The sequence below is a fragment of the Nitrosococcus oceani ATCC 19707 genome, assembly GCF_000012805.1.
In the GTDB taxonomy this organism is placed as follows: Bacteria; Pseudomonadota; Gammaproteobacteria; order Nitrosococcales; family Nitrosococcaceae; genus Nitrosococcus; species Nitrosococcus oceani.
The window spans coordinates 2,183,518-2,204,559 of sequence record NC_007484.1 but is presented as its reverse complement, the minus strand read 5'-3'; the positions used below and the strand labels follow the sequence as shown (position 1 = coordinate 2,204,559).

Here is a 21,042-nt window from a genome sequence, read left to right as displayed (position 1 = left end):
TTTATATTAAGCACCACGGTTTGAACAGCATGAGTTCAAAGAGCCTTTCTATTAAAGAATTCCCCGGTCGATTTCTGTGAATTATCTACTTGGTTCAATTTGTCGACACTATTCTCTCTGTTGCTAGCGCTCTGCCTTTTTCAACCGTTATTTTGAAGTGCCCCGATCCCAATCCCCTGATACAGGAGAGGTAAAGTTGACAACGCTCACTCATTTCCCTAGATTGCCCTCCCTCACTTACAGGTACCCCGTTCTTAATTAAAGGGGTTAAACGGGAAGTCGGTCAAAAGCCGACGCTGCCCCCGCAACGGTAGGCAAGAAGAGACTGGTTATTAAGCCACTGCGGATTTTCGTGGGAAGGCAATCAGTCCCGCAGGTATTTTGACCTCTGCTACTTGCAAGCCCGGAGACCGGCCTAGAGTGCCCTGTGGTGTCGCGGAGGGCGACGGTACCGAGGTTAGAACCCCTTTCTTTGGATCTAATGACAGGTGGTTGTTTCCTGTTGCCTTCCTCTGCGCCATATCCGTAATGACTTCCGTGCGGGTGCGCGCGGTCCTAGAGGAGGGAGACCGTTGAAAATATTTTCAGCGTTTGGATTAGTTGGTTGGGTCGTTTTTGGGTCTTTTGTCTATGCCGGTGAGCAGCAGACCCCAAAAACCCTAGAGCCGATAGTAGTGACGGCAACACGGACTCCAACGCCAGTGCAAGATGTAGGGAGTGATATGAGTGTCATTACCGCCGAGGATCTTGTTCAGCGGCAAAGAATGCCAGTATTAGAGGTATTGCGGGGGCTGCCCGGGGTCGATGTGGTTCAAAGCGGCGGTTTAGGACAGCAGACCTCGGTATTCCTGCGGGGGGCAAACGCTAACCATACCCTGGTACTCATTGATGGGGTAGAAGCCAATGATCCCAGCAACCCCAGTGGTTCTTTCGATTTCGCCAATTTGCTGACGGATAATATCGAGCGCATTGAGATTCTGCGAGGGCCGCAAAGCACCCTTTACGGTTCCGATGTCATTGGTGGCGTTATTAATATTATTACTAAGAAGGGAAGGGGCAAGCCTCGCGTTACCGCTCGCGTCGAAGGTGGCTCTTTTAGTACCTTCAAGGCGACAGGCGGAGTACATGGCGGAAATGACCTTGTTAATTACAGCCTGACCGGGACTCGCCTTGAAAGCGCTGGCATCTCAGCGGCTGATTCTCGCCGGGGCAACCCGGAAAAAGATGGTGATCGGAATACAACCCTCGCGGGGCGATTCGGGCTAACGCCTACGCCCATTTTTTCCCTTGATACTACCTTGCGCTATAACGGTAACCATACTGACATTGATGGCTACAGAGGTGTCGTGCCCATAGACGATCCTAATTCGACTCTGGATAGCCAACAGTTGTTTCTCCGGGGTCAAGGACATCTTACTTTGTTTGATAATCTATGGGAACAAATACTTGGGGTTTCTTTTACCCACCATGATAGGGAAAATCAAAATCGGCCCGATCCTCAGAACCCTTTTCCTTTCCCAGGTTCTTTTAAGGGGGAGAAAATCCAAGTGGATTGGCAAAATAATTTGCAGTTCTCTAAGAAGCATACCCTAACCTTTGGATTCGCCTGGGAAGAGGCCAGCATGGAGGCCCAATCGCCGGGTTCAAACTTGCCCCGGCAGAGCGTTGACACCGAGGGATACTACTTGCAAGCTCAATTGAGCTTTTGGGATAAGCTGTTTCTCACTGGCGGGGTGCGCTTGACTCATCATAGTATTTTTGGCTCCAAAATCACTGAACGGGTAACCGCCGCCCTGGTGCTTGACACGCTGGGGCTCACGCTCAGAAGCAGCTATGGCACTGGGTTTAAAGCCCCTACTTTATCTCAGTTATTCGATGATCGCTTTAATGCCCCTCAGGATAACCGCTTCAATACTCCTCAGCTTAAATTCAACAATCGGGATTTAAAGCCTGAAAAGAGCAGCTCCTGGGATATTGGGGTAGAGCAATCATTTTGGGACGAGCAAGGGGCGGTTGGGGTGACCTACTTTGACAATGAATTGACCGATTTAATTCAGTTTAGCCAGGTAGCTGCTGATAAGTTCCAGCTTATTAATATCGATGCGGCCAAAATTAAAGGCTGGGAAGTCTTTATGAATTTAACGCCCCTTAAGGGGCTGACTTTGCGGGGAAATTATACCCAGATGCATACTCAAGATGAGAAAACCGGTCAGCCCTTGGTGCGGCGTCCGGAACACAAAGCAGGCTTTAACGCTAATTACCGCTTTTTGAGTAAGGGTAACCTCCATCTTCAGGTGGTTTATGTGGGGCATCGGCAAGATGTAGGGGGTATCCCTCTGCCTAGCTATACAGTAGTTAACGCTGCTATTTCCTATGAGGTCACTAACTATTTTCAATTATTTGCCCGGGCGAATAATCTGCTGGATAAACAATATCAGGAAGTGTTTGGATTCGGCACACCAGGCATCTCCGGCTTTGGTGGTATCGAGTTTTCTTTTTGACGGGTTTGGCAGTGAGAATCGCTAGTTTCCTTGATTAGCGGGGAGATACCTAAAAGAATCTACTACTCTATAGTGGGCTATTCAGTGAATTTTAAGAAACGTTTAGCTTGGAAAGTGCGATTGAATAAATAAAATCCTAGACCGGGGCTGCGCTATAGTTCAGGCGATTTAGTCGCGGTTTTGAAGCAAATAAGCCATAATCTTTTCAAGAGGCACCCAGTTTTTAAAGCACAATCAAACTGGCCAGTAGATGCTTATAGAATGAACAGGTATTTTGTGCGTATTGAGATGTATGCCTCCATCAACTTTTGATTATCTCCTCCAAGAGCTTTCCCAGGCGATCCAGGGAGAGGTGCTGACCGATCATTTGAGTCGGATGCTTTATGCTACGGATGCCTCTCCTTATCAGCAGCTTCCTTTGGGGGTAGTGCGGCCTTGCAGTGTTGAGGATTGTGTAACGCTGATACGATTTGCCAATAGCCACCGGATTGGCTTGATTCCCCGCGCTGCGGGCACCAGCTTGGCGGGTCAATGCGTGGGGGAGGGATTGGTGGTTGACGTTTCCCGGTATTTGACGAAGGTGCTGGAAATTGATGCGATCAGCCGTCGGGTACGGGTGCAGCCGGGCGTGATTTTAGATGCTTTAAACGAACAGCTTCGTTCCTCCGGATTAATGTTTGCACCGGACCCCTCTACCAGCAGCCGCTGCCAGATAGGCGGGATGATGGGCAATAATGCTTGGGGGTTACATGGTCTCCACTATGGTACGACCCGGGACCATGTGCTGGAGATTAAGGCGGTGCTGGGCGATGGCACCGTAGTATGCTTTGGGCCGCTAACTCCTGGCGAATTGGAAGTTAAGCTAGCGCTGGAATCCCTGGAAGGACATCTCTACCGGGCCGTGGTGGAAGCGGTGACGGAGCAGCGGGAAATTATCCTGGAACGCTACCCCAGTAGTCGGGGAATTCCTTGTAACCAGGGTTATCCCCTAGATTTATTAGCTCAGGGACAACCCTGGGTGAGCCATGGCCGCCCCTTCAACCTGGCGCCTTTTTTCTGTGGCAGCGAGGGTACCTTGGCCCTGGTGACCGAAGCGACCTTGAATCTGGTTCCCTTGTCTGGAGAGCGGGTTCTTGTGGCTGCTCACTTTAGCAGTCTGGACGAGGCTTTGCGGGCGGTGGTCCGGGTATTAGCGCACCAGCCGGTCGCGGTAGAGTTATTGGATAAGACGATATTGGATTTAGCCCGGAGCAACCCAGAGCAGATAAAAAATTGTTCCTGGATAATAGGCGATCCGGCGGCAATCCTGCTTATTGAACTAGCAGAGAAAGGGAACTCGCTCCAGGGGCGGGGAGAAGCTTTAGGGGCGGATTTATGTGTGGGCCATGGAAGTTATGCAGCGCCCATTCTGGCATTTCCCGAACGGGCCTGGGCGGTGCGCCGTGCTGGCCTCGGACTGCTCATGGGGATGCCCGGCAGGCGCAAGGCCGTTACCGGCATTGAGGATACCGCCGTTGCTGTGAGGGATCTTCCCTTCTATGTGGCCCGGGTGCAGGCTTTAATGGCCCGTTATGGGGTTCATTGTGTGATGTATGGATCTGCCGGACGGGGATTGCTCCACATGCGGCCCGTGCTGGATATGACCCTGGCAGAAGAGCGAGAGCGATTCCATCTTATCATGGTTGAGATGGCGGAATTGGTAAAGGAGTTTGCTGGAACTTTTTCCGCAAAGCACGGTGACGGGAGGCTACGGGCGCCATTTCTGGAGGCGATATTGGGTCCGGAAATCGTTGCTCTATTGGGTCGTATTAAGCAGGCGGCTGATCCTCATTCTTGCTTTAATCCTGGGAAAATTCTAGCGGCTCCTCCTCTGCTGGAATCTCTTCGTACTGGGAAGGAGGCGCCTATAGAATCCTCTTTGACTTTTTTCGATTGGCATAAGGATCAAGGTTTACAGGGAGCTGCCGCTCGCTGCAATGGGGCGGGAGTTTGTCTCAAACAAGCTGGCCAGGGAACCATGTGCCCCTCCTATATGGCCACCGGTGAGGAGTTGCATGGCACCCGAGGCCGGGCTAATATTTTTCGCCAAGTATTAGCCTTGTCTGGAGGGCTGACGGGCGAAAATAGCCCCTTGCTTAAAGAGGCACTGGATCTGTGCCTGGCTTGCAAGGGCTGTAAGACAGAGTGCCCGGCGGGAGTTGACATGGCGCTTATGAAGGCGGAGTTTCTGCAACAATATCAGGATCGCCATGGAGTTCCCTGGCGTGGGCGGATTTTGAGTCAATTCCAGCATTTAGCGCGTTTAGGCTCTTGGTTACCCGCTGTGGCGAATTGGATATTGGCTTCAAAGTTGCTTCAGCGGGTATTAAAATTTCATCCCCAACGCCAGCTTCCCCTCTTAGCGCGCCGTACTTTTAGCTCTCAACTCCGAACCCGGCTTCCTTATATTCATACGGGTACTCGGGGTGAGGTAGTGCTTATTAACGATCTTTGGACCGAGTTCTTCGATCCTCAGATTGGGATGGCGGCTGTTAGCTGCCTGGAACAGTTAGGTTATAAAGTCATCGTGACTCCTTGCTTATCAGCAGGCAGAATTCAGATTAGCCAGGGTCAGTTGCGCCTCGCTCAGAATTTACTTCAAGGGGCAGTGACTTGTCTTTATCCTTATGCTACCGAGGGTAAACCGCTAATTGGGTTGGAACCATCGGAGTTGTTGACATTTCGGGATGAAGCCCTGGTTTTGTCGCCTAGGGGCGAAAGCCGCCGCAGGGCAAAGGTGGTGGCAGGAAAAGCCCGGTTATTCGAAGAGTTTATTGCCCAAGAAGCCGCCATTGGGCAACTTAATCCGTCATTTTTCGATAGCCAGCCCCGCCGTATTTTGATTCACGGCCACTGCCATGGGAAGGCTCTATCCGGGATGCAGCCACTTCTGGATGCATTAGCTTTGATGGAAGGGAGCATTGTGGAAGTCATCCCGTCAAGTTGTTGTGGGATGGCGGGAGCTTTTGGCTATGAGCAAGAACATTATGAAGTATCATTGCGTATCGGAGAGCTCGTATTATTCCCGGCGGTTCGCCAAGCATCAGCGGATACCTTAATTTGTGCGCCGGGCACAAGTTGCCGAGCCCAAATCAAAGAAGGAACCAGGGTGCTTGCCTACCATCCGGCGGAGTTACTACAGAAAGCGCTTTTGTGACAGAAAAAACTTGCCTAAGATAACCCACTATGAATAGACGCCAAGCCTGGATTGATATTATTTTTGCCCTTATTTTAGTGGGGGTGAGCGCGATAGCCGTTGGGTTAATAAGTGCCTTCATGGGCCAACATCAATTTTTCTTGCTGTTAGCATTGCAGGGAATAGCTATTCTCCTCGGCCTGCGGTTCCTCCTTGCTGTACGTGGACAGAGTTGGCGGCACCTTGGATTACAGGTACTCACGTTAAAGGATTTGGGGCGAGCGCTGATAGGATTCGTAAGCTGTATGGGCGCTAACATGGTGTTGACGACGTTGGTATTTATTACCGATACCCAATCCCTCAAACAACATGTTGATGCGCTTAAAATTATCGGAACCCAATTGAGTAGCGAAATATCCTTTGCTGGAATCGCTGCCCTGATGTTTTTTGTAGGAGTGTACGAAGAAATAATGGCGCGAGGTTTTCTCTTAGCCCGTTGTCGACTTGCGCTTGGAGGATTATGGGGACCCGTACTGCTGTCCTCTTTTCTGTTCGGATTAGGCCATTTATATCAAGGGTGGATAGGCGTAGCGCAAACTACGCTTTTTGGCATTGTGTTAGCTATTTTAACCGTGCGTTGGGGAACTCTGTGGCCGGCAATCTTTGCCCATGCCATGCTTAATATCTTTTCGCTTGCTATCTTAGAACAGTTTGCTGAGCAATCGTCTTTCTCTATCTTCCAGTTCTGATTTTAGATGACTGATTTAAGCGTTAGAAGCTGTTTTAAAAAAATAGTAATTTTACCAATGCCGCTTCCAGCGATTCCATCGATATAAAGCTTCTGCAAACACATTATAAAAAAAAATAGAAATCTGCTTTATCACAGGAAAGGAGACGATCTTCGCTTTCCAGTGCTCATTGGGTGAGTTTCTCCAAATAACCTCAAATGCTTCAATACCTACTTTTATATTTCCCTTCCTATCCATTACATGAAGTTTTTTGCGGACTAACTCAAGGTTAGGCGATACTTCATTATGCACACCTGATTGGGTATGAACGTCATTCCAGTCTATCTGGTGGCCGGGAACTCTAGATTTTTGGTGTTTTATTCCCGCGTTACATATGGGACAGGCGCTGTTGTAGTATACTTTTATGGTTTTATTGTCACCGTTTACCATAATTTATCCCGTTTGTTCTTAGGTAAATTTATTTTCTAAACCATTGTTTGATTTTAGTGTTAGCTTTTTCTGAATGTTCCGCTTTCATATGTATGGATATTGCAGCGGCTGCTGATAAGAGAGTACCCCAATCATCAATATAACCCCCTGGTAGCAAATCGGGTAGGGCATCGGCCGGAGAAATAAAGTAAATTAAAGCGCCATAAATAACTGTTTTTGCCCATTTCGGGGTGTCATCATCTTGTAAGGCATAATAAAGCTTTAAGGCCGTTTCTATAATATCTATGCCTGCTGATTTTGCGTATATATTCACCTTTTCCCAGAAGGTATTATCTGAATACTCTTGTGTTCCAAGCGATGTTTCCATAAGAAATTCTCTATAAAAGATTATGTATATCTATACCATTTAATAGACGTTTAATAAGCACTTTAAAAGAAATTGGGAGGTAATTTTCTCTCCTTTCGTTTCAATTAATATTTACCTTTTTTTCCTACCTCCAATGCATATGCTATTTGTGGATTCACGGGGCGTTTGCGCGGTGCGAAACTGACTCTTTGTTTATTCAGGAGTTTTGCTGAGATTATGGTTTAAATAATGTATAGGGATGTTAGACTCTGCTAAGGGTTAAAGTTTTCCAGTCCTCGCCGTTTATGTCATTCTGCTAGAGATTCCTGCGGATAAGTATCAAATTCCTGATTTTCAGGAGCAGAATGAACTTCGATCCACTGTGCTTTGGATTTCAACATCATATGCGTCCTTTCCAATGAAGCAGGGAAATCCGTGTCGATTGCTGAAGCAAGAGGGTGTCCTGGTTCCAGGCCATCGGGGGTCCCATAGCCAGAGCGCGCTACCACAGTTTCTACATAGTCCGCAGGATTTTCTAGCGTCCCTTTTTTATTTAGGGTGCGTATATCCAGAGCCTGCAGCGGATTTATGAGGCCAGCGCATAATATTTTTTGTAAATAAAAGATTTTTTCTGGATTCTAATTTTTAGCATTCAGCTTCGAGGGATTCCTGCTTTTTATCTAGAACTCACGTTAATAGAGCGGTCCCAGTCAGGTTCAGGTCCAAAGCGGGTTAAAAGAAAATCGATAAAGACGCGGATTTTTGCCGCCAAATGCCGAGTAGGAAGATAGAGGGCATAGACATAGCGTTTTACCGGTAAGTATTCGGAGAGTACCGCTTGGAGTCGCCCCTCCTGTAAATCTTTACCAACAGTAAAGGTAGGCAGCAGCGCAATGCCTAGGCCGCCACGGACCGCCTGGGCAAGCGCATCGTCATCATTGATGCGTAATGGCCCTGATACCGGTACTGCTATCTCTCCTTCCGGTCCAGTAAAGTGCCAGTACCCCTGTTCACCAGAGAGGGTATAATCGAGACAATCATGATTGACCAGATCCTCTGGTATTTGGGGGATCCCATGCTGTTGAAAATACTCGGGCGTAGCACATAGTTTGCGATACACGGGCGCGAGTTTACGGGCCACGAGATTAAGATCTGGCTCGCCCGTTACACGAATAATCATGTCATACCCTTCCTCGGCCAAATCTACCGGCCGATCAGTAATTGCCATGTCAATTTTGATATCAGGATATCGGGCAACGAAATCGGCGAGCGCTGGGGCAATATGGAGTGTACCAAAAGCGACCGAGGCGCTTACTCTAAGCATTCCACGCGGTTCGGCATGGAGGCTACTGACTACCTGTTCAGCTTGCTCGGCTTCTTCCAGGATGCGGGCGGCATATTCGACTAATGCTGCTCCGGATTCGGTTAGGCTTAAGTGCCGGGTGCTGCGATTGAGTAGCCTCGCGCCAAGATTTTTTTCTAGTTTGGCGACGGCCTTGCTTACGGCGGAGCGGGAAGTCTCCATGCGCCGGGCAGCTTCCGAGAAACTGCCTGCTTCTACAACACGGGCAAAAATTGCCATTAAATTGAGATCTTGCATATATTGATTGTCTCCATTATAGAAACAATGCTATTCACTTTATAGTACTTATTTTTTGAGCTTTAGGCCCCTACTATTACTTATAGAATTTAATGAATAGAAGCACCCCGATTCCGTAAAAGGTAGATGTAATGCTAAAAACTAGCGATCTAATTATAACAGATCTTGACTATGGCCGACTCCGGGCACTAGGGGAGCAGACGCTGCTAGCCGAGGAACTTGATCGCGCTACCGTTATCCCCCAGGAACGGGTTCCCGACAGGGTCGTTACGATGCACTCACGCCTCATCTATCTAGACGAGAATACTGGAGAGCGTAGAGAGGTGGAATTGGTATACCCCGAGGAGGCGAATACGAGGGCAGGAAAGATTTCGGTTTTAGCCCCCGTTGGTTCGGCTCTTCTCGGCCTCTCTGTGGGTGAGTCGATCGATTGGAAATTCCCTAGCGGGGAAGTGCGGCGACTCTCTGTAGAGCAGATTCTGTTTCAGCCGCAGCATGATCCTGTGAGAGCAGATCAGTGATAAAGGAGGGAAAAATGAAACGGTCTAGAAAATTTGGCTTAGGTATAGCGGCAGCGGTACTTTTTATAATGTCCTCGGTGGTTGTTGCCTCTGGCGACTCAAAGGATATTCAGCAGGTTGCCAGCTCAGCAGTGGGCAGCTGTGAATTTATGGGGGATGTCCGGGGGTTTGCAGGTTGGGGCGAGCCCGCGATGGGAATGATGGGAAAATGGAAAAATAAAGCAAAGCACCAAGCTCTGCACGAAGCAGGTGAACTAGGTGCCAATCGTGTAGTATGGTCGAAGCTCCCCAAAAAATATGGCTCCCCCTACGCTTATGGCAAAGCTTATTACTGTGGTGATGCCTCAGGATTAGCGGTTCACCAAGATTCTTCTCCCCAGAAAGCAGGTAGCTAAAGAGAAGAGCGCTCGTAATTTAATAAAACCCTCGCGTCTAGAAAGAGAATAGCCACCGCTGTATTTTTCAAACCATCTCTGGCGGCGGTGGCAGCTATCCTCGGCTCCCACCCGTTTCACTTGGCATCGACGCTAAACGCTTACGGAACAAGTTGCTTTTGTTCCAGGATAGGCATCGATTTTGGGCGTTTCCAGCCATCAGGCGCAGGTTGCCAGTTAAATCGCTAATAAATGCCGCTTTGCCAGCACCAGATTCACTCAAGCGCATTGGGTGAACACGCAATGGGCATTTTTATCAAGCCCTCCGATAGCGGGCTTATTAAAACTAAACTGCCGTTTCATCACGCCAAAGGCGTGTTTTAACTTTCGATTTCATTCAGGGTTTCTTTCTGCTCAGCGTAGACCGAATCACCCCGCACCCGTGTCTCATTGCCATGGAGTAGATCTTCCAGAGTTTGAGAGTCATGCACATTGGCAGGCGTGACTGCAACCGAGTGAATCAGCTTGCTCTTACTCTGTCTACGCCAATATGGGCTTTCACCCCAAAGTACCACTAATTTCCTTTGCGACTCTGATGCATAGCCAGCTGACACTTTTTTTCCTTGTTTTTCGTAGAACTCGGCGCATTGATGATCGTGGCGTCCACCATTGTCCCGCGATTGAGCTTCATGCCGTTTTCCGTCAGACACACATTGACCACAGGAAATAGTTCGTCTCCCAGATTATTCCTTTCCATTAGATGACAAAAACTGCAGAGGGTTGTCTCATCCGGCACTGGTTCATTACCCAGATAAATGCCGACGAACCGCTGCATGGCACGCGAATCATAAAGTATCTCCTCCGCACCGGGATCCGATGTAGCTCAAAAAAATATTGCGGAAGTGGATGCGCAGCATGCGCTCCAGCCCAATCGGCTTTCTCCCGGTCCCCTAAGGCTTCGGATATACGGCTCTATCACATCGAGGAACCGCTCCTCGCGGGTCGTTCTCCGATATTTCTCAAATCCCGTGTCTTCGAGGCTTTGCTGTTTCATCAGTTTCCAGGCGCTGGTGGCTATTTACGATTCGGAGTATTAATCAGAGCATCCTTAGACTTGACAATAGCTCGGCACCCAGCTGCGCGCCAATAGGCTAGGAGATACGGAGCTATAATCAAACGCTAGCCCATCTTGAATCATTTTCTCAATATCAAATAGATATTTAGCTTCTGGGATATCCCGAAAAAATGCACGATATAAAGGAGCAAGCATGAGCTTAGCTGCTCTTACCCCGTTAGGGCCAATGAAATTTCTGCGCTGACCTACATGGGCCATTTCGTCGATCATAATTTCATGGAGAATTTCTCTTAGGCGTTGCCGGGCCTCGGGTTCATCAGCAAACACTTCCTCAAATAGCTTGTCTAGATGCTGGTAAAATGTCATTCCCATCAGCTCTGTGACGAAAGCTGGGGTATCCATTAAAAATCCAGGTAAGCGAGGAAAAATTTTGTAAATTTTCTGTTTTACCGGGCCTAAAGGTAGCCACTCAACCTTATTTAAATGAAATGTTTTTAACATTTCATGAAAGAAACGTACATGGCAGAATTCTTCTGCCAGATGGACTCGGCTTATTTTATCGGTTAGTGTTTTTGCTTCTGCCATGCTAGGAATTATATCCCAAGCGCCTGAAATACCAACCCATTCGTGGCGAGCAAATTTGTAAATCGTGGTTAAAAGCAGAGTTTTACGGTCAATGGATTGAGGGTCGTCCTTAAATTTCACATGATTACGGTAGAAGAGCTCGGGATTGGGAAGAGGGTTTCGTGAGCGGATTGGGTTATTTTGAAAGTAATTCAATTTCTCTCGCTTGTTAGTCAGATCTTTATCTTCTTCTAAGAGCTCGCCAGCATGTCGCTGACTGAATATCCAGTAGCTATCAAAATTAGCTGCTTGCTCTTGGGTTGAGCAAGGGGAAAATATAGAACGATATGCTTTGTTTTCCACCATTTTAGTTTATTCTCTCCTTAATCTTTATTGGTAATTTTTGTCGATAATTTATTTTCCACTTATCTTTGTGTTTCTGGCGAGAATGTTAGCAAGGGAAATGGGGAGGCGCCAGTCCTGAGATAATAGAAAATTAGGGAAAAATGGGACTGAAATATTTCGCCAACATATTTGTTCAAGCCGTAATACGTTTACTCAAAGCTTGTTGTATCGCTCCCACTTTGGAGGGCGGGCCATCCTTGAGCCGGATTCGTTCCAAGGGCTGCTAGTGCCGCTTTCCCCCGTACTGTTAAATCGCTGGTAAAAAGGAATTGGTCCCGCCCATCCATAGGATAGGCCTTGAGTCGATAGTGAGTTCCCCAAGGTTTTTCTGCCACGATAACTGTAATGGAATGATCAAGCTGGACAAAAATACTTGTTAAAGCCACATCATAAAGGGCCTCGCGTACTGAGTGTGCTTCATGGCGAGGGTCCAGATAAAAATCCGCTACACAAAGCAAATCCCGTGCCCCAGTATTATCGTTATAAATATTAGTATCCCATAATTTGGCATGTGGGATGGTAACAATGGTGTCATCCGGGGTAAGGACTTTTAGCGCCCTCAGGCCGCTTGAACGCACCTCGCCATAAGCTTGATCAATTTTAACCCAATCGCCAGGGCGGTAGGTCCGCTCATAAATCGCTACGATGCCAGCAATGATACTGCTGACATAATCTTTAAAGGCGAATCCTAGAGCTAGGCCGATCGCGCCTAGGACGGTGATCAAGTTTTTTAAGGTGAAATCAATGAGCAAAGGGAGAATAAGCGTGGTAGCTATAATCAGAATGACGAATTTAAGGATCGGCATGGAAGGCAAGAGGTACAAGCGTGCACCTCCCGCTAGCCGTTCGGCAAGCCACGGGATAAACCAGTCAATCAGGCGAAGTAGTAGCCAGCTAAGGACAATAATAAGAAAAACCTGTAATAGTCCAATTTTGCTAGGATCTTGAAAAATATCGGCGATGGTCTCTGTGGGCATGACGTTTTCCTATAGTGAATCTAGTAGATAGCCTTCCTCTTCTAGCGCCTGTCGTACTGCAGGATAACCGAGTGGTGTAAGCTGCCACTGTCCTCGTGCTGATATCAGGAAATTGCGATATTCCAGGTAAGTGAGTATCCGCCTTATTTCAAAACCGGAAAGGGGAAGCAATTCTATGAGCAGAGAAGCAGGCAAGGGTCCATGAAGCAACAGCGTGTGTAAAATCTGAAGTGTGCTTCGATCTGCTGATTCCGACAAAGCAAGATGCTGGATCTGGGACCAAGGTTTAACCCAAATAGTATGGTTTTGGGTCGGCTTATCCAAATCAGAGGCGTGATCGTGATCATCGTTTTTTGTTTCTGGGACTCCCTGTAAGCTTTGTCGCCAGAGTGCCCAGGCAACCCCTGGATTACCACGGCTATAGGCTGCCAAATCGGTGAGGAAAGTAGACGCTTCAGTGCGTGCGGTATCATCAGAGTCTACGCTAACGCTAGTAAACCTTTTCTGGGTTGTTCTTTTTGTAAAGGAGTCATCCCTTGAAGGTGGGATAACGAAGTCGCCGTTATCCAGTTGGCGAAAAATAAAAGTCTCCTGCTGCTGGGATGTATTCAGGTTACTAAACCACTGCTGAAGGCGTTCTTGGTTGAGTGCTCCTAAAGTCCAGGGGATGGAAAAAAGTTTTTCTGCTTGTAGAGCTTTGCTGAAATAGGCCCAGGCCCAACTGGAACAGCCAAGGACACAGTAACCCGGACGCGTTGAAAGCCATTGCAGTAATTGGCGGATTAGTTTTAAACCATGATGGTGGCGCAGATAGCAGCGCTCCAGATGAGAAATGACCAAAGGCCGGGCGCTACCTTCCTCCTCAAGACGCTGTAGCCACTGCTGCTCTTGGTTCAGAATCGTTTCCGGGCTTGGTGGCTTAATAATTTTTATTCCCCGGTGCTTAGCCCAGTGTTCCAAAGTTTCAGTAATGCCGCTAAAGGGGGCACCTACCACAATTTGGGCTTGTGAAACTCTTGTGGTTAATCCTTTTTCCAAAGCCTCGTTGAGAGCGGTTACCAGTTCTGTCCAGTCAGGCTCAGGCGCAATCTGGGCGTAAAGCTCATCAGATAGACTCTTTAATTCATCTTGGGCCCTTATAGGTTCTTCTGATTTAGAATCTCCCATAAGTTTATGCCATAGTTCTGTTACCCCCTTACGGACCGTTTCCTTCGTTGTAGGGCTAGGGCTAGTGAAATCATTCAGACGAAGATAGCGCCAGAGCGGGGCAGTGTCAGAAGCGGGCGTCATTAACTTAGGGATAAGTGAAAGATGGCATTCATAATGTTGACGTGGGGTAGTTAGGAGGTCTTCAGGGTTTTATCGTTGTTGGTTGCATCTTGTTTACGCAGCCACCAGCGAACTCCTAACAGGCTAAGTCCAAGGAGCATCAATAGCACGCCTAAGATAGCAAAGCTAAGAGGTGTTGGATCGCGTATCGTGGCTACCACGCGATCAATAAAAAGGGCTATTCCCAGGATCCCTGGTATTAAACCAAGTACGGTGCCTATGATAAAATCTCGAAAACGAATATGAGAAGCGCCCGCAACCATATTAACCACTGTGAAAGGAGCTATGGGGATAAGGCGAACAGCAAGCATAGTGAGCGTACCTTGCTGAGCTAAACGGCGGCTCAGCCGGTTGAGACGTTTACCCGCAAGCCGCCTTACCGTACGGCGCCCGAATAGGCGGCCTACGCCGTAGGTTAGGAGAGCGCTCAAGGTTGCGCTTATGAGTGCGTAAGCAAAACCGGTTAGGGAACCGAATATCAGCACCGTAGCGACGATGAGCAGAGTGAGAGGAATAGCGATAAGGCTTGCCAGTAGATAGACTCCAAGTAGTAGCAGGGGCGCTTCTGGCGATTCTTTAAGCTCCTTGATGATACTAACGGCTGTTTGCAAGTCGAGCCATTCTCCTAGGGGGGTCCACCGCCAGGCAGCGGCAAGTGCTAGAGGAATAATGAGCATTAAGGCTCTGAAAATTAGCTGACGGCTGGCGGGTTGGCGCTGTTCGGGAGGGATGATTTGATTAGCAAATTGGTCTGGATCAATGGAGCATTCAGGATCAATAAATCTCGCATCTGGCAGCCAGTCGTGCCCTTTAGGTGGAGTATGTGCCTCAAATACATTTAGAGTCCGGCCGGGGCCGCGTAGTTTCTCTATAGCTTTTATTAAGGAATCTTGCTGGATGGTTGCTTGCGCTACCTGCTGCGGTTCTACGTTGAGGTGTTCTCCTAGAAGACGGTTGCGAAATTCAGCAATAGTTGCAGCGATAGAGTAATTATCGCCGGCTTCCAAGGCTAGATCGCATTCGGTATCCAATCCCAGGGAACGATTACTAAGATTAGACGAGCCGATCCGAACCAGCATATCATCTACTATTAATACCTTAGCATGCACCATAATGCATTGGTTATTAATCCCCGAAGTAACAGGGCAATAAACGCGCAAGCGGTCGTATTTGTCGATATTAACCAAGGCTTCCAGCACCCGCCACCGCAGGATATCCATGGTATTTTGCTCTAGCCAGCCACCAGTTTTTAGGGGGAGTATCAGTATAACTTCTGGACCCTTAGGTTCTTGAAGGCGTGCTGCTAGCGCTTCCTTGATTTTGCAGGCGGAAAGGTATTGATTTTCAATGTAAATGAAACGCTGGGCTGCGGCAATGGTGTCCAAATAGAGGCGTTCTACTTCTCGTATCTCGGGATAATTCTTAAATTTTGGTTCGGTACGGGCAATCGCAATAGAAATATTTTCTAAATTAGGCGCGACTTTTCTTGGCCAGGGGGTCCCATGAGTGGAGGAAGCTGGGGGGGGGGAGAGACGGCGGCCAGTGGCCCGGTACCATCGTTCTCGTGCCAAATCTCCTAGTGCCGCCGCTGCGGGGCCTTCGACTACCATCTGGACATCATGGAAAGGGGGATAGGGATTACCCTCCGAATCGATGCGCCGCTCGTCATCCGGTCGATGCTCTGGCGTGTCCCAACGCCATTTGCTCAAGTCTAGGCCACCAGCAAAGGCCACGGTATCATCGATGACTACCACCTTTTGGTGATGAGATGCCCCGACAGGGTGCTGATCATCCATTTCAAAGTGTAGCCGGTGGTGGGTGCGCCAATTCAGCTGATAAATGGGTAGCCATTCCCGCTCCAGGGCATAGATCATAGCAAAATCCCAGCAGAGCACATGTGCTTGCAGTCTCCGCCGGCGAGAGACGACAGTATTAAGAAGATCAGCTAATGTCTCGGGTAATGAGTCGGACGGCTCGTTCCGTACTAACCGAAGCTGGCTATTAATATCCCACCCTAAAATGAGGATGGAATGTTCCGCTTGTTCGACAGCGCTGCGGAAGGCCTTAAAATAGGCTGCCCCATCGATGAGAAAAGCCGCTCGAGTAGCTTGCTCAAGTCGCCAGCAATTATTGCCTGGTTTAAAAAGAGATATCATTATTGTTTGGTGGTTTATAAAAGCAGCAATGGGATCATTCTAGCTCATTTTCGAGGAGTGAACGGGATTATTGATAGCGTGTGGTAGAATTCAGCGTTTATGAACTATTTCGTACCCCCTGCGCTTAGGTCGAGGCAGGGTCCGCAGCTAAGCTATAACTCTAGTTTAAACGGGAGTATAAACAGACGGGTGCTGAATTCGTAGGAGCCTACCCTTCGAATAAAACGTAAAGATGATTTGTCTCTACTTTGAGAAGCTGGAGGCTCTTTCTAATAAAGTGGAAGCAGCTGCTTGTGGAGTGGGGTAGGTTTTTTTGGGAAGGAGTATTATTAAAGAGAGGACCTTTCTAGGTAGAGAAAAAATCAAGTTGAAATGCTGTATTTTTCCATTAAGCGGTACAGTGTAGGGCGAGAGACGCCTAGCTGGGTGGCTGTCTGAGAAACGTTGCCTTTAGCCTGCCGTAAACTACGGAGAATGGCCTCTTTTTCTGCATGAGCGCGAGCTTCTGCGAGGGTGATTACACGGCGGCTAGAAAGGCGCCTTTCTAGCCCTAAATCCACTGGGGTAATCAAGCGGCCCTCAGACATGACTATGGCGCGTCGAATACGGTTAATTAGCTCCCGCACATTTCCGGGCCAGGCATGGTGATGGAGTCTGCGTAAGGCTTCTTGGCTGAATCCCTTGATGCGAGTCGTGGTTTGATCGGAAAATTTATCAAAGAAATATTTAGCCAAAACTTCAATATCGTTTTCCCGCTCGGCTAGAGATGGCATACGCAAATGTAAGACATTTAGCCGATAATAAAGGTCTTCCCGAAAACGGCCTTCACTGACGGCTTTCTCTAAGTCTACATGGGTGGCCGTTATAACCCGAGCATCAATGGTAAGTTCTTGCGTACCGCCTACCCGTTTAAAAGTTCCTTCTTGCAGAAATCTGAGTAAATTAACCTGGAGATTGAAAGGCAAATCACCAATTTCATCCAAAAAAATTGTACCGCCAGCCGCTAATTCAATTTGCCCTAATTTTTGTTTGATGGCATTAGTGAAAGCGCCCTTTTCATGGCCGAATAGTTCAGATTGGATCAATTCAGAGGGTAGAGCACCGCAGTTAACAGCGACAAAGGGGCCGTTAGCGCGCATTGAACGTTCATGGATGGCTAATGCGGCTAATTCTTTGCCTGTCCCGCTTTTTCCGTTTATTAATACGGGCATATCTACATTAGCAATTTTTCGGATACTGCGGTAAACCCGCTGCATAGCGGGACTCACTCCAACCATCTGGTTGGTTTCTAGCCATTGAGCGTTCTGACTAGTTTGTTGGTACGCCATGCTTGCCATGCCGTAAGCGTGGCCCATAGTAGTGAGTAGACGGGGATAATCTACGGGAAGAGTGTGGTAATCGTAGCAATAAGAGGTAATTAAGTGGCGGATTGCCTCATCTCGCATCTGCTCCGCCGAGAGCAGTGCTACCCATTCTGTATGGCCACTCGGAGGAATAAATTTATCGATGCTTTGTTCTAGATCTTTTTCCGCTCCGGGAGTTAAGTTCATTAATCCTACTCGGAACTTATGTTCCTCGCATAATTGTTGCGCGTGGGAAATTTCTGTGGCTATGTGAATTTCCCACCCTGCTGTTTCAAAAGCATCTTGATAAACCTGTGGAGAATTCTCAGGTTGAAGATAGAGTAATTTTCTCACATACATTGCCGGTGTTATTTATCCTTAATATTTATTAGGATCGCTCTATAAGTGGGATATATTGATATAGGGTAACTATTGCTAATAAATAAAATTTTTTAGTTCAACATTTAAGCTAAGACTTTTAGAAGCACAGAATATTTTTAGCGTTAGGCGCTTCAGTAAATGCCATAAATTTGGATAAGGTATTAATTTATGGGCATTAAATACTTAGAATCGAAATAATTCCAAGAGAGAAGATTAGCTTATCGATTCAATATAAAATATCCTTTCTACCAGAGAAACTAAGCCGCCTGCATTATTCTTTATTTATGTTTGGAATTTAGCAGGATAGGCTTTCATACAGCCATATCGGAAAAATTTTTAATTTCTTTAGAATCTACTTGCAAAAGTTTAATGGGTTTATGTTCTTATGCAGTATCCAGGTTCTTGATAGCGCGCTTTTGCGAAGATAGAGACTGTGATGTAAGAGATGTTTAAGCTTTTGATTGTAGATCGTTATATTCTCAAGGAATTGAGTCTCAATGCGACAGCAATTACTTTGGTTTTGTTGCTTATTTTTGGTGGAATTCGCTTCATTCGTTTTCTAAGTCAGGCTACCGAAGGGAAGGTTCCAGGAGAAGCCATTTTAGCGCTTTCCGGATATGAGGCGATAGGCGCTTTGGTATTGCTTTTGCCGTTAGCTTCTTTTCTAGCGGTGCTTCTGGCTCTAGGCCGGATGGGAGCTGACAATGAGGTAATTGCCTTGTTTGCCTGTGGCGTAAGCCGGGGTCATTTGTTGCGGGTGGTGTTGACCTTTGGGCTAGCGCTAGCCATTGGAGTAGGTGGTATTTCTTTGTATTTGGGGCCAGCAGCATCGGCGGAGGGATATCGCCTTAAACAGCAGGCTTTGCTTGCTGCTGAAACGAGCGGGCTCGTGGCGGGAAACTTCAAGGAAGCCCAGCATGGGCAACGGGTATTTTATGCTGAAAGCCTAACGGAAGATGGGCTAGGAATGAAAAATGTTTTTATTCAGGTGTGGGAGCCCACTCAGAAAACTCTTTTACGGGCGGCGAGAGGGCACCTTCAAACGGATGAAGCAACCGGCGATAAGTATTTGATATTAGAGGACGGCTATCGTTATGAGCTGATGGGCGAGGAGGTTGGAGTTCGCATTTTTAGTTTTGAGCGCCATGGCATCCTGGTTAAGAAAGGGGGCGCGCAAGAGTTCCGAATTCGCCATCAAACTCTTCCCACTTTAACCCTTTGGGAAATGGGCGCCCCCAAGGATATAGCAGAAGTACAGTGGCGAATCTCGATGCCTATTATCACTTTATTATTAGTGATGCTGGCGGTGCCTCTCGCTCGTTCCGGACCCCGTCAAGGACGCTATGCTGGGCTGGTGCCCGCAGTCCTGGTTTATGTGATTTATAGCAACATGCTGGGAATAGCCCGTAACTGGGTAGAGCATGAAGTAATTCCTGCCTCCCTCGGGTTATGGTGGATTCATGGTCTAGTACTATTAGTGGTGTTGATATCACTTTGGCCCCGGCCTTTGTGGATGGCTTTACACCAAGCGCGCCGGCTTTTTGCCTGGGTGAGGCCGCAAAAAATCTCCGCTCAACGGCCCGCGGCCTAATGAAAATTCTAGACCGCTATATAGCTAAGGCAGTGATTAGTTATACTCTGTTGGTTTTATTTATATTAATTGCGCTTTATACCTTCTTGCAGTTTGTTACCGAGCTTGAAGATGTGGGAGAAGGGGATTACGGGGTTATGGGGGCGCTTCGTTATACTACCTATTCCATCCCTCAGCATATCTATGACCTATTACCTGTGGCTGCCTTGCTAGGAAGTGTTTTGGGGCTGGGCTACCTGGCAGGCCAAAGCGAGCTGGTAGCCATGCGTGCCGCTGGTTTCTCAGTAGGGCGTATTACCCTTTCCGCACTGGCGACGGGGATGATTTTTGTGATTGTGACGGTTCTTATGGGAGAAGTGGTGGCGCCGCCCGCGCAGCAGGCCGCCAATAAGCTCCGTTCCCTCGCAAAAACAGGGCATCTGAGCGAAGATGGAGGACAAGGATTTTGGAGTCGAAATGGTAACAATTTCAATCATGTTGGGCGAGTTCTGCCTAATGGACAATACGAATATATTGAAATATTCGAGTTCGACGATCAGCGGCGTCTTCGCATCGTCACCCAAGCCGCCCGAGCAATCTACCATAAGGATGGCTGGCATTTATACGATGTTACTCAACGTCTTATTAGTACCAAGGGTATTACTACTCGTCGCTTGGATGAAGCTCTTTGGGAATCGGGCCTGAATCCTGAAATGCTGGATGTGGTAATGGTGGATCCCCAGCAGCTTTCTGCTTGGGGCTTATACCGTTATATTGGCTATTTGCAGAAGAGTAAGCAGGCTGCTGAGCAGTACCGGCAGGCCTTTTGGAGCAAAATAGTGGCCCCCTTTAGTACCTTGATTATGATGTTTTTAGCGATTCCTTTTATTTTTGGTCCGTTGCGATCGGTGAGCGTGGGACAGCGGATTTTAGTCGGCGCCTTGGTGGGGATTGGTTTTTTCCTTTTCAACCGCCTCTTTAATCAATTAGGGCTGGTCTTTGACCTCCCCCCCTGGCTAGGTGCGGCTTTCCCGTCGCTTCTATGTCTGGCGCTTGGGGTGGTTATGCTGCGCCGGATTTATTAACTTTCGTTTTTTTGGGCACCAGGACAAGTGTAGTGATTGAAAGGCGGTCATGCCAGGCTTGGCCTTCTTTATCGATGAATACCCACCAAAACCCCGCCCCCAGGGGAAGCCAAGAAAGGAAAGCAGATCCGAAGCGAAGCAGGACTTGGCGCCAGGTAATAAGTTGACCATTGGGTTGTTGCACCTTGATACGCCAGGCGCGCATTCCCAGAGTTTGCCCTCCATGAGTCCAAAAGCCGCCAAAAAAGGCCAGGGCAATCAATAGCAGGTAGAGGCGATAGAGTATATTACCTGCTGGAATAGCTTCTCCCGCAGTGAGAGGCAAGGCAAAAATAGTGAACAAAAACCAGGTCGCTATAAGCAGCAGACTGTCGTAGAAAATTGCTCCTAGGCGACGAAACAATCCTGGTGTAGATGGTAAGTGGTGGTTGGTGGCTTTCATGTGAGTGAAGTATTATGTCC

At 48.0% G+C, this 21,042-nt stretch carries 16 protein-coding genes, 1 pseudogene and 1 riboswitch; of the genes and pseudogenes, 7 read left to right on the top strand and 10 right to left on the bottom strand.

Going from position 1 to position 21,042, the window contains the following annotated elements; genetic code table 11:
• The first annotated feature begins 226 nt into the window (after positions 1–226).
• Positions 227–430, top strand: a riboswitch (cobalamin riboswitch).
• A 142-nt stretch (positions 431–572) separates the two neighbouring features.
• From NOC_RS10355 to NOC_RS10345, 3 genes are all read left to right on the top strand, one after another.
• Complete coding sequence (locus NOC_RS10355) at positions 573–2,501, top strand: TonB-dependent receptor plug domain-containing protein (RefSeq protein WP_002809172.1); 1,929 nt, start codon at positions 573–575, stop codon at positions 2,499–2,501.
• Between the two features lie 292 nt (positions 2,502–2,793).
• The gene (locus NOC_RS10350; RefSeq protein ID WP_002808644.1) at positions 2,794–5,697 is read left to right on the top strand and encodes an FAD-binding and (Fe-S)-binding domain-containing protein; all 2,904 of its coding nucleotides are present in this window, start codon (positions 2,794–2,796) and stop codon (positions 5,695–5,697) included.
• Between the two features lie 29 nt (positions 5,698–5,726).
• Entirely contained in the window at positions 5,727–6,425 is a 699-nt protein-coding gene (locus NOC_RS10345; RefSeq protein ID WP_002809789.1) for a CPBP family intramembrane glutamic endopeptidase, read from the top strand.
• 51 nt (positions 6,426–6,476) lie between these two features.
• Here the strand turns inward: NOC_RS10345 and NOC_RS10340 are convergent, their stop codons facing one another.
• The 3 genes from NOC_RS10340 to NOC_RS10325 all read right to left on the bottom strand — a co-directional run bounded on the left by NOC_RS10340 (position 6,477) and on the right by NOC_RS10325 (position 8,800).
• Positions 6,477–6,854 (bottom strand): thiol-disulfide oxidoreductase DCC family protein, encoded by a 378-nt coding sequence (locus NOC_RS10340; RefSeq protein WP_011330794.1) that lies wholly within the window; start codon positions 6,852–6,854, stop codon positions 6,477–6,479.
• A gap of 28 nt (positions 6,855–6,882) precedes the next feature.
• Positions 6,883–7,221 (bottom strand): YkvA family protein, encoded by a 339-nt coding sequence (locus tag NOC_RS10335; RefSeq protein WP_002809997.1) that lies wholly within the window; start codon positions 7,219–7,221, stop codon positions 6,883–6,885.
• A 655-nt stretch (positions 7,222–7,876) separates the two neighbouring features.
• Positions 7,877–8,800 carry a LysR family transcriptional regulator gene (locus NOC_RS10325; RefSeq protein ID WP_002808906.1) on the bottom strand — a complete coding sequence of 308 codons (924 nt, stop codon included), beginning with the start codon at positions 8,798–8,800 and terminating at the stop codon, positions 7,877–7,879.
• A gap of 131 nt (positions 8,801–8,931) precedes the next feature.
• Between NOC_RS10325 and rnk the strand changes: the two genes are divergently transcribed.
• Positions 8,932–9,321, top strand: coding sequence for a nucleoside diphosphate kinase regulator (gene rnk / locus NOC_RS10320; protein ID WP_002811360.1), 390 nt, complete (start codon positions 8,932–8,934; stop codon positions 9,319–9,321).
• Positions 9,322–9,335: 14 nt separating this feature from the next.
• On the top strand, positions 9,336–9,716 hold the full coding sequence (locus NOC_RS10315; protein WP_002808587.1) for a hypothetical protein: 381 nt from the start codon (positions 9,336–9,338) through the stop codon (positions 9,714–9,716).
• Between the two features lie 258 nt (positions 9,717–9,974).
• On the opposite strand, the pseudogene NOC_RS10310 reads toward NOC_RS10315, so the two are convergent.
• The 6 genes and pseudogenes from NOC_RS10310 to NOC_RS10285 all read right to left on the bottom strand — a co-directional run bounded on the left by NOC_RS10310 (position 9,975) and on the right by NOC_RS10285 (position 17,904).
• Positions 9,975–10,749, bottom strand: a pseudogene (locus tag NOC_RS10310) (IS5 family transposase).
• Positions 10,750–10,803: 54 nt separating this feature from the next.
• On the bottom strand, positions 10,804–11,700 hold the full coding sequence (locus NOC_RS10305) for a hypothetical protein (RefSeq protein WP_002811309.1): 897 nt from the start codon (positions 11,698–11,700) through the stop codon (positions 10,804–10,806).
• Positions 11,701–11,888: 188 nt separating this feature from the next.
• Entirely contained in the window at positions 11,889–12,716 is an 828-nt protein-coding gene (locus NOC_RS10300) for a mechanosensitive ion channel family protein (RefSeq protein WP_002811001.1), read from the bottom strand.
• Between the two features lie 9 nt (positions 12,717–12,725).
• Positions 12,726–13,883, bottom strand: a complete 1,158-nt coding sequence (locus NOC_RS10295; protein WP_231561777.1) for a hypothetical protein — start codon at positions 13,881–13,883, stop codon at positions 12,726–12,728.
• Positions 13,884–14,056: 173 nt separating this feature from the next.
• Positions 14,057–16,201 carry a VTT domain-containing protein gene (locus tag NOC_RS10290; protein ID WP_002810890.1) on the bottom strand — a complete coding sequence of 715 codons (2,145 nt, stop codon included), beginning with the start codon at positions 16,199–16,201 and terminating at the stop codon, positions 14,057–14,059.
• A gap of 362 nt (positions 16,202–16,563) precedes the next feature.
• Entirely contained in the window at positions 16,564–17,904 is a 1,341-nt protein-coding gene (locus NOC_RS10285) for a sigma-54 dependent transcriptional regulator (protein ID WP_002811704.1), read from the bottom strand.
• Positions 17,905–18,370: 466 nt separating this feature from the next.
• Between NOC_RS10285 and lptF the strand changes: the two genes are divergently transcribed.
• Both lptF and lptG read left to right on the top strand, forming a co-directional pair.
• A complete protein-coding gene (gene lptF / locus NOC_RS10280) occupies positions 18,371–19,516 on the top strand; it encodes an LPS export ABC transporter permease LptF (protein WP_002808552.1) in 1,146 nt (381 codons plus the stop codon).
• Positions 19,516–20,580 (top strand): LPS export ABC transporter permease LptG, encoded by a 1,065-nt coding sequence (gene lptG / locus NOC_RS10275; protein ID WP_002809916.1) that lies wholly within the window; start codon positions 19,516–19,518, stop codon positions 20,578–20,580. The genes lptF and lptG overlap by 1 nt, the downstream gene beginning before the upstream one ends.
• On the opposite strand, the gene NOC_RS10270 is transcribed toward lptG, so the two are convergent.
• Positions 20,558–21,022: an RDD family protein gene (locus NOC_RS10270; RefSeq protein ID WP_002808595.1), complete on the bottom strand. Its 465-nt coding sequence runs from the start codon at positions 21,020–21,022 to the stop codon at positions 20,558–20,560. The two genes, lptG and NOC_RS10270, sit on opposite strands and share 23 nt — an antisense overlap.
• Positions 21,023–21,042 lie beyond the last annotated feature (20 nt).

Bases quoted from the DNA above. Each gene is read 5' to 3' on its own strand.
- NOC_RS10340 (WP_011330794.1), bottom strand. From the start codon at position 6,854: ATGGTAAACGGTGACAATAAAACCATAAAAGTATACTACAACAGCGCC.
- NOC_RS10285 (WP_002811704.1), bottom strand. From the start codon at position 17,904: ATGTATGTGAGAAAATTACTCTATCTTCAACCTGAGAATTCTCCACAG.
- NOC_RS10335 (WP_002809997.1), bottom strand. From the start codon at position 7,221: ATGGAAACATCGCTTGGAACACAAGAGTATTCAGATAATACCTTCTGG.
- lptF (WP_002808552.1), top strand. From the start codon at position 18,371: ATGTTTAAGCTTTTGATTGTAGATCGTTATATTCTCAAGGAATTGAGT.
- NOC_RS10350 (WP_002808644.1), top strand. From the start codon at position 2,794: ATGCCTCCATCAACTTTTGATTATCTCCTCCAAGAGCTTTCCCAGGCG.
- NOC_RS10300 (WP_002811001.1), bottom strand. From the start codon at position 12,716: ATGCCCACAGAGACCATCGCCGATATTTTTCAAGATCCTAGCAAAATT.
- lptG (WP_002809916.1), top strand. From the start codon at position 19,516: ATGAAAATTCTAGACCGCTATATAGCTAAGGCAGTGATTAGTTATACT.
- NOC_RS10325 (WP_002808906.1), bottom strand. From the start codon at position 8,800: ATGCAAGATCTCAATTTAATGGCAATTTTTGCCCGTGTTGTAGAAGCA.
- NOC_RS10315 (WP_002808587.1), top strand. From the start codon at position 9,336: ATGAAACGGTCTAGAAAATTTGGCTTAGGTATAGCGGCAGCGGTACTT.
- rnk (WP_002811360.1), top strand. From the start codon at position 8,932: ATGCTAAAAACTAGCGATCTAATTATAACAGATCTTGACTATGGCCGA.
- NOC_RS10295 (WP_231561777.1), bottom strand. From the start codon at position 13,883: ATGGGAGATTCTAAATCAGAAGAACCTATAAGGGCCCAAGATGAATTA.
- NOC_RS10270 (WP_002808595.1), bottom strand. From the start codon at position 21,022: ATGAAAGCCACCAACCACCACTTACCATCTACACCAGGATTGTTTCGT.
- NOC_RS10305 (WP_002811309.1), bottom strand. From the start codon at position 11,700: ATGGTGGAAAACAAAGCATATCGTTCTATATTTTCCCCTTGCTCAACC.
- NOC_RS10290 (WP_002810890.1), bottom strand. From the start codon at position 16,201: ATGATATCTCTTTTTAAACCAGGCAATAATTGCTGGCGACTTGAGCAA.
- NOC_RS10345 (WP_002809789.1), top strand. From the start codon at position 5,727: ATGAATAGACGCCAAGCCTGGATTGATATTATTTTTGCCCTTATTTTA.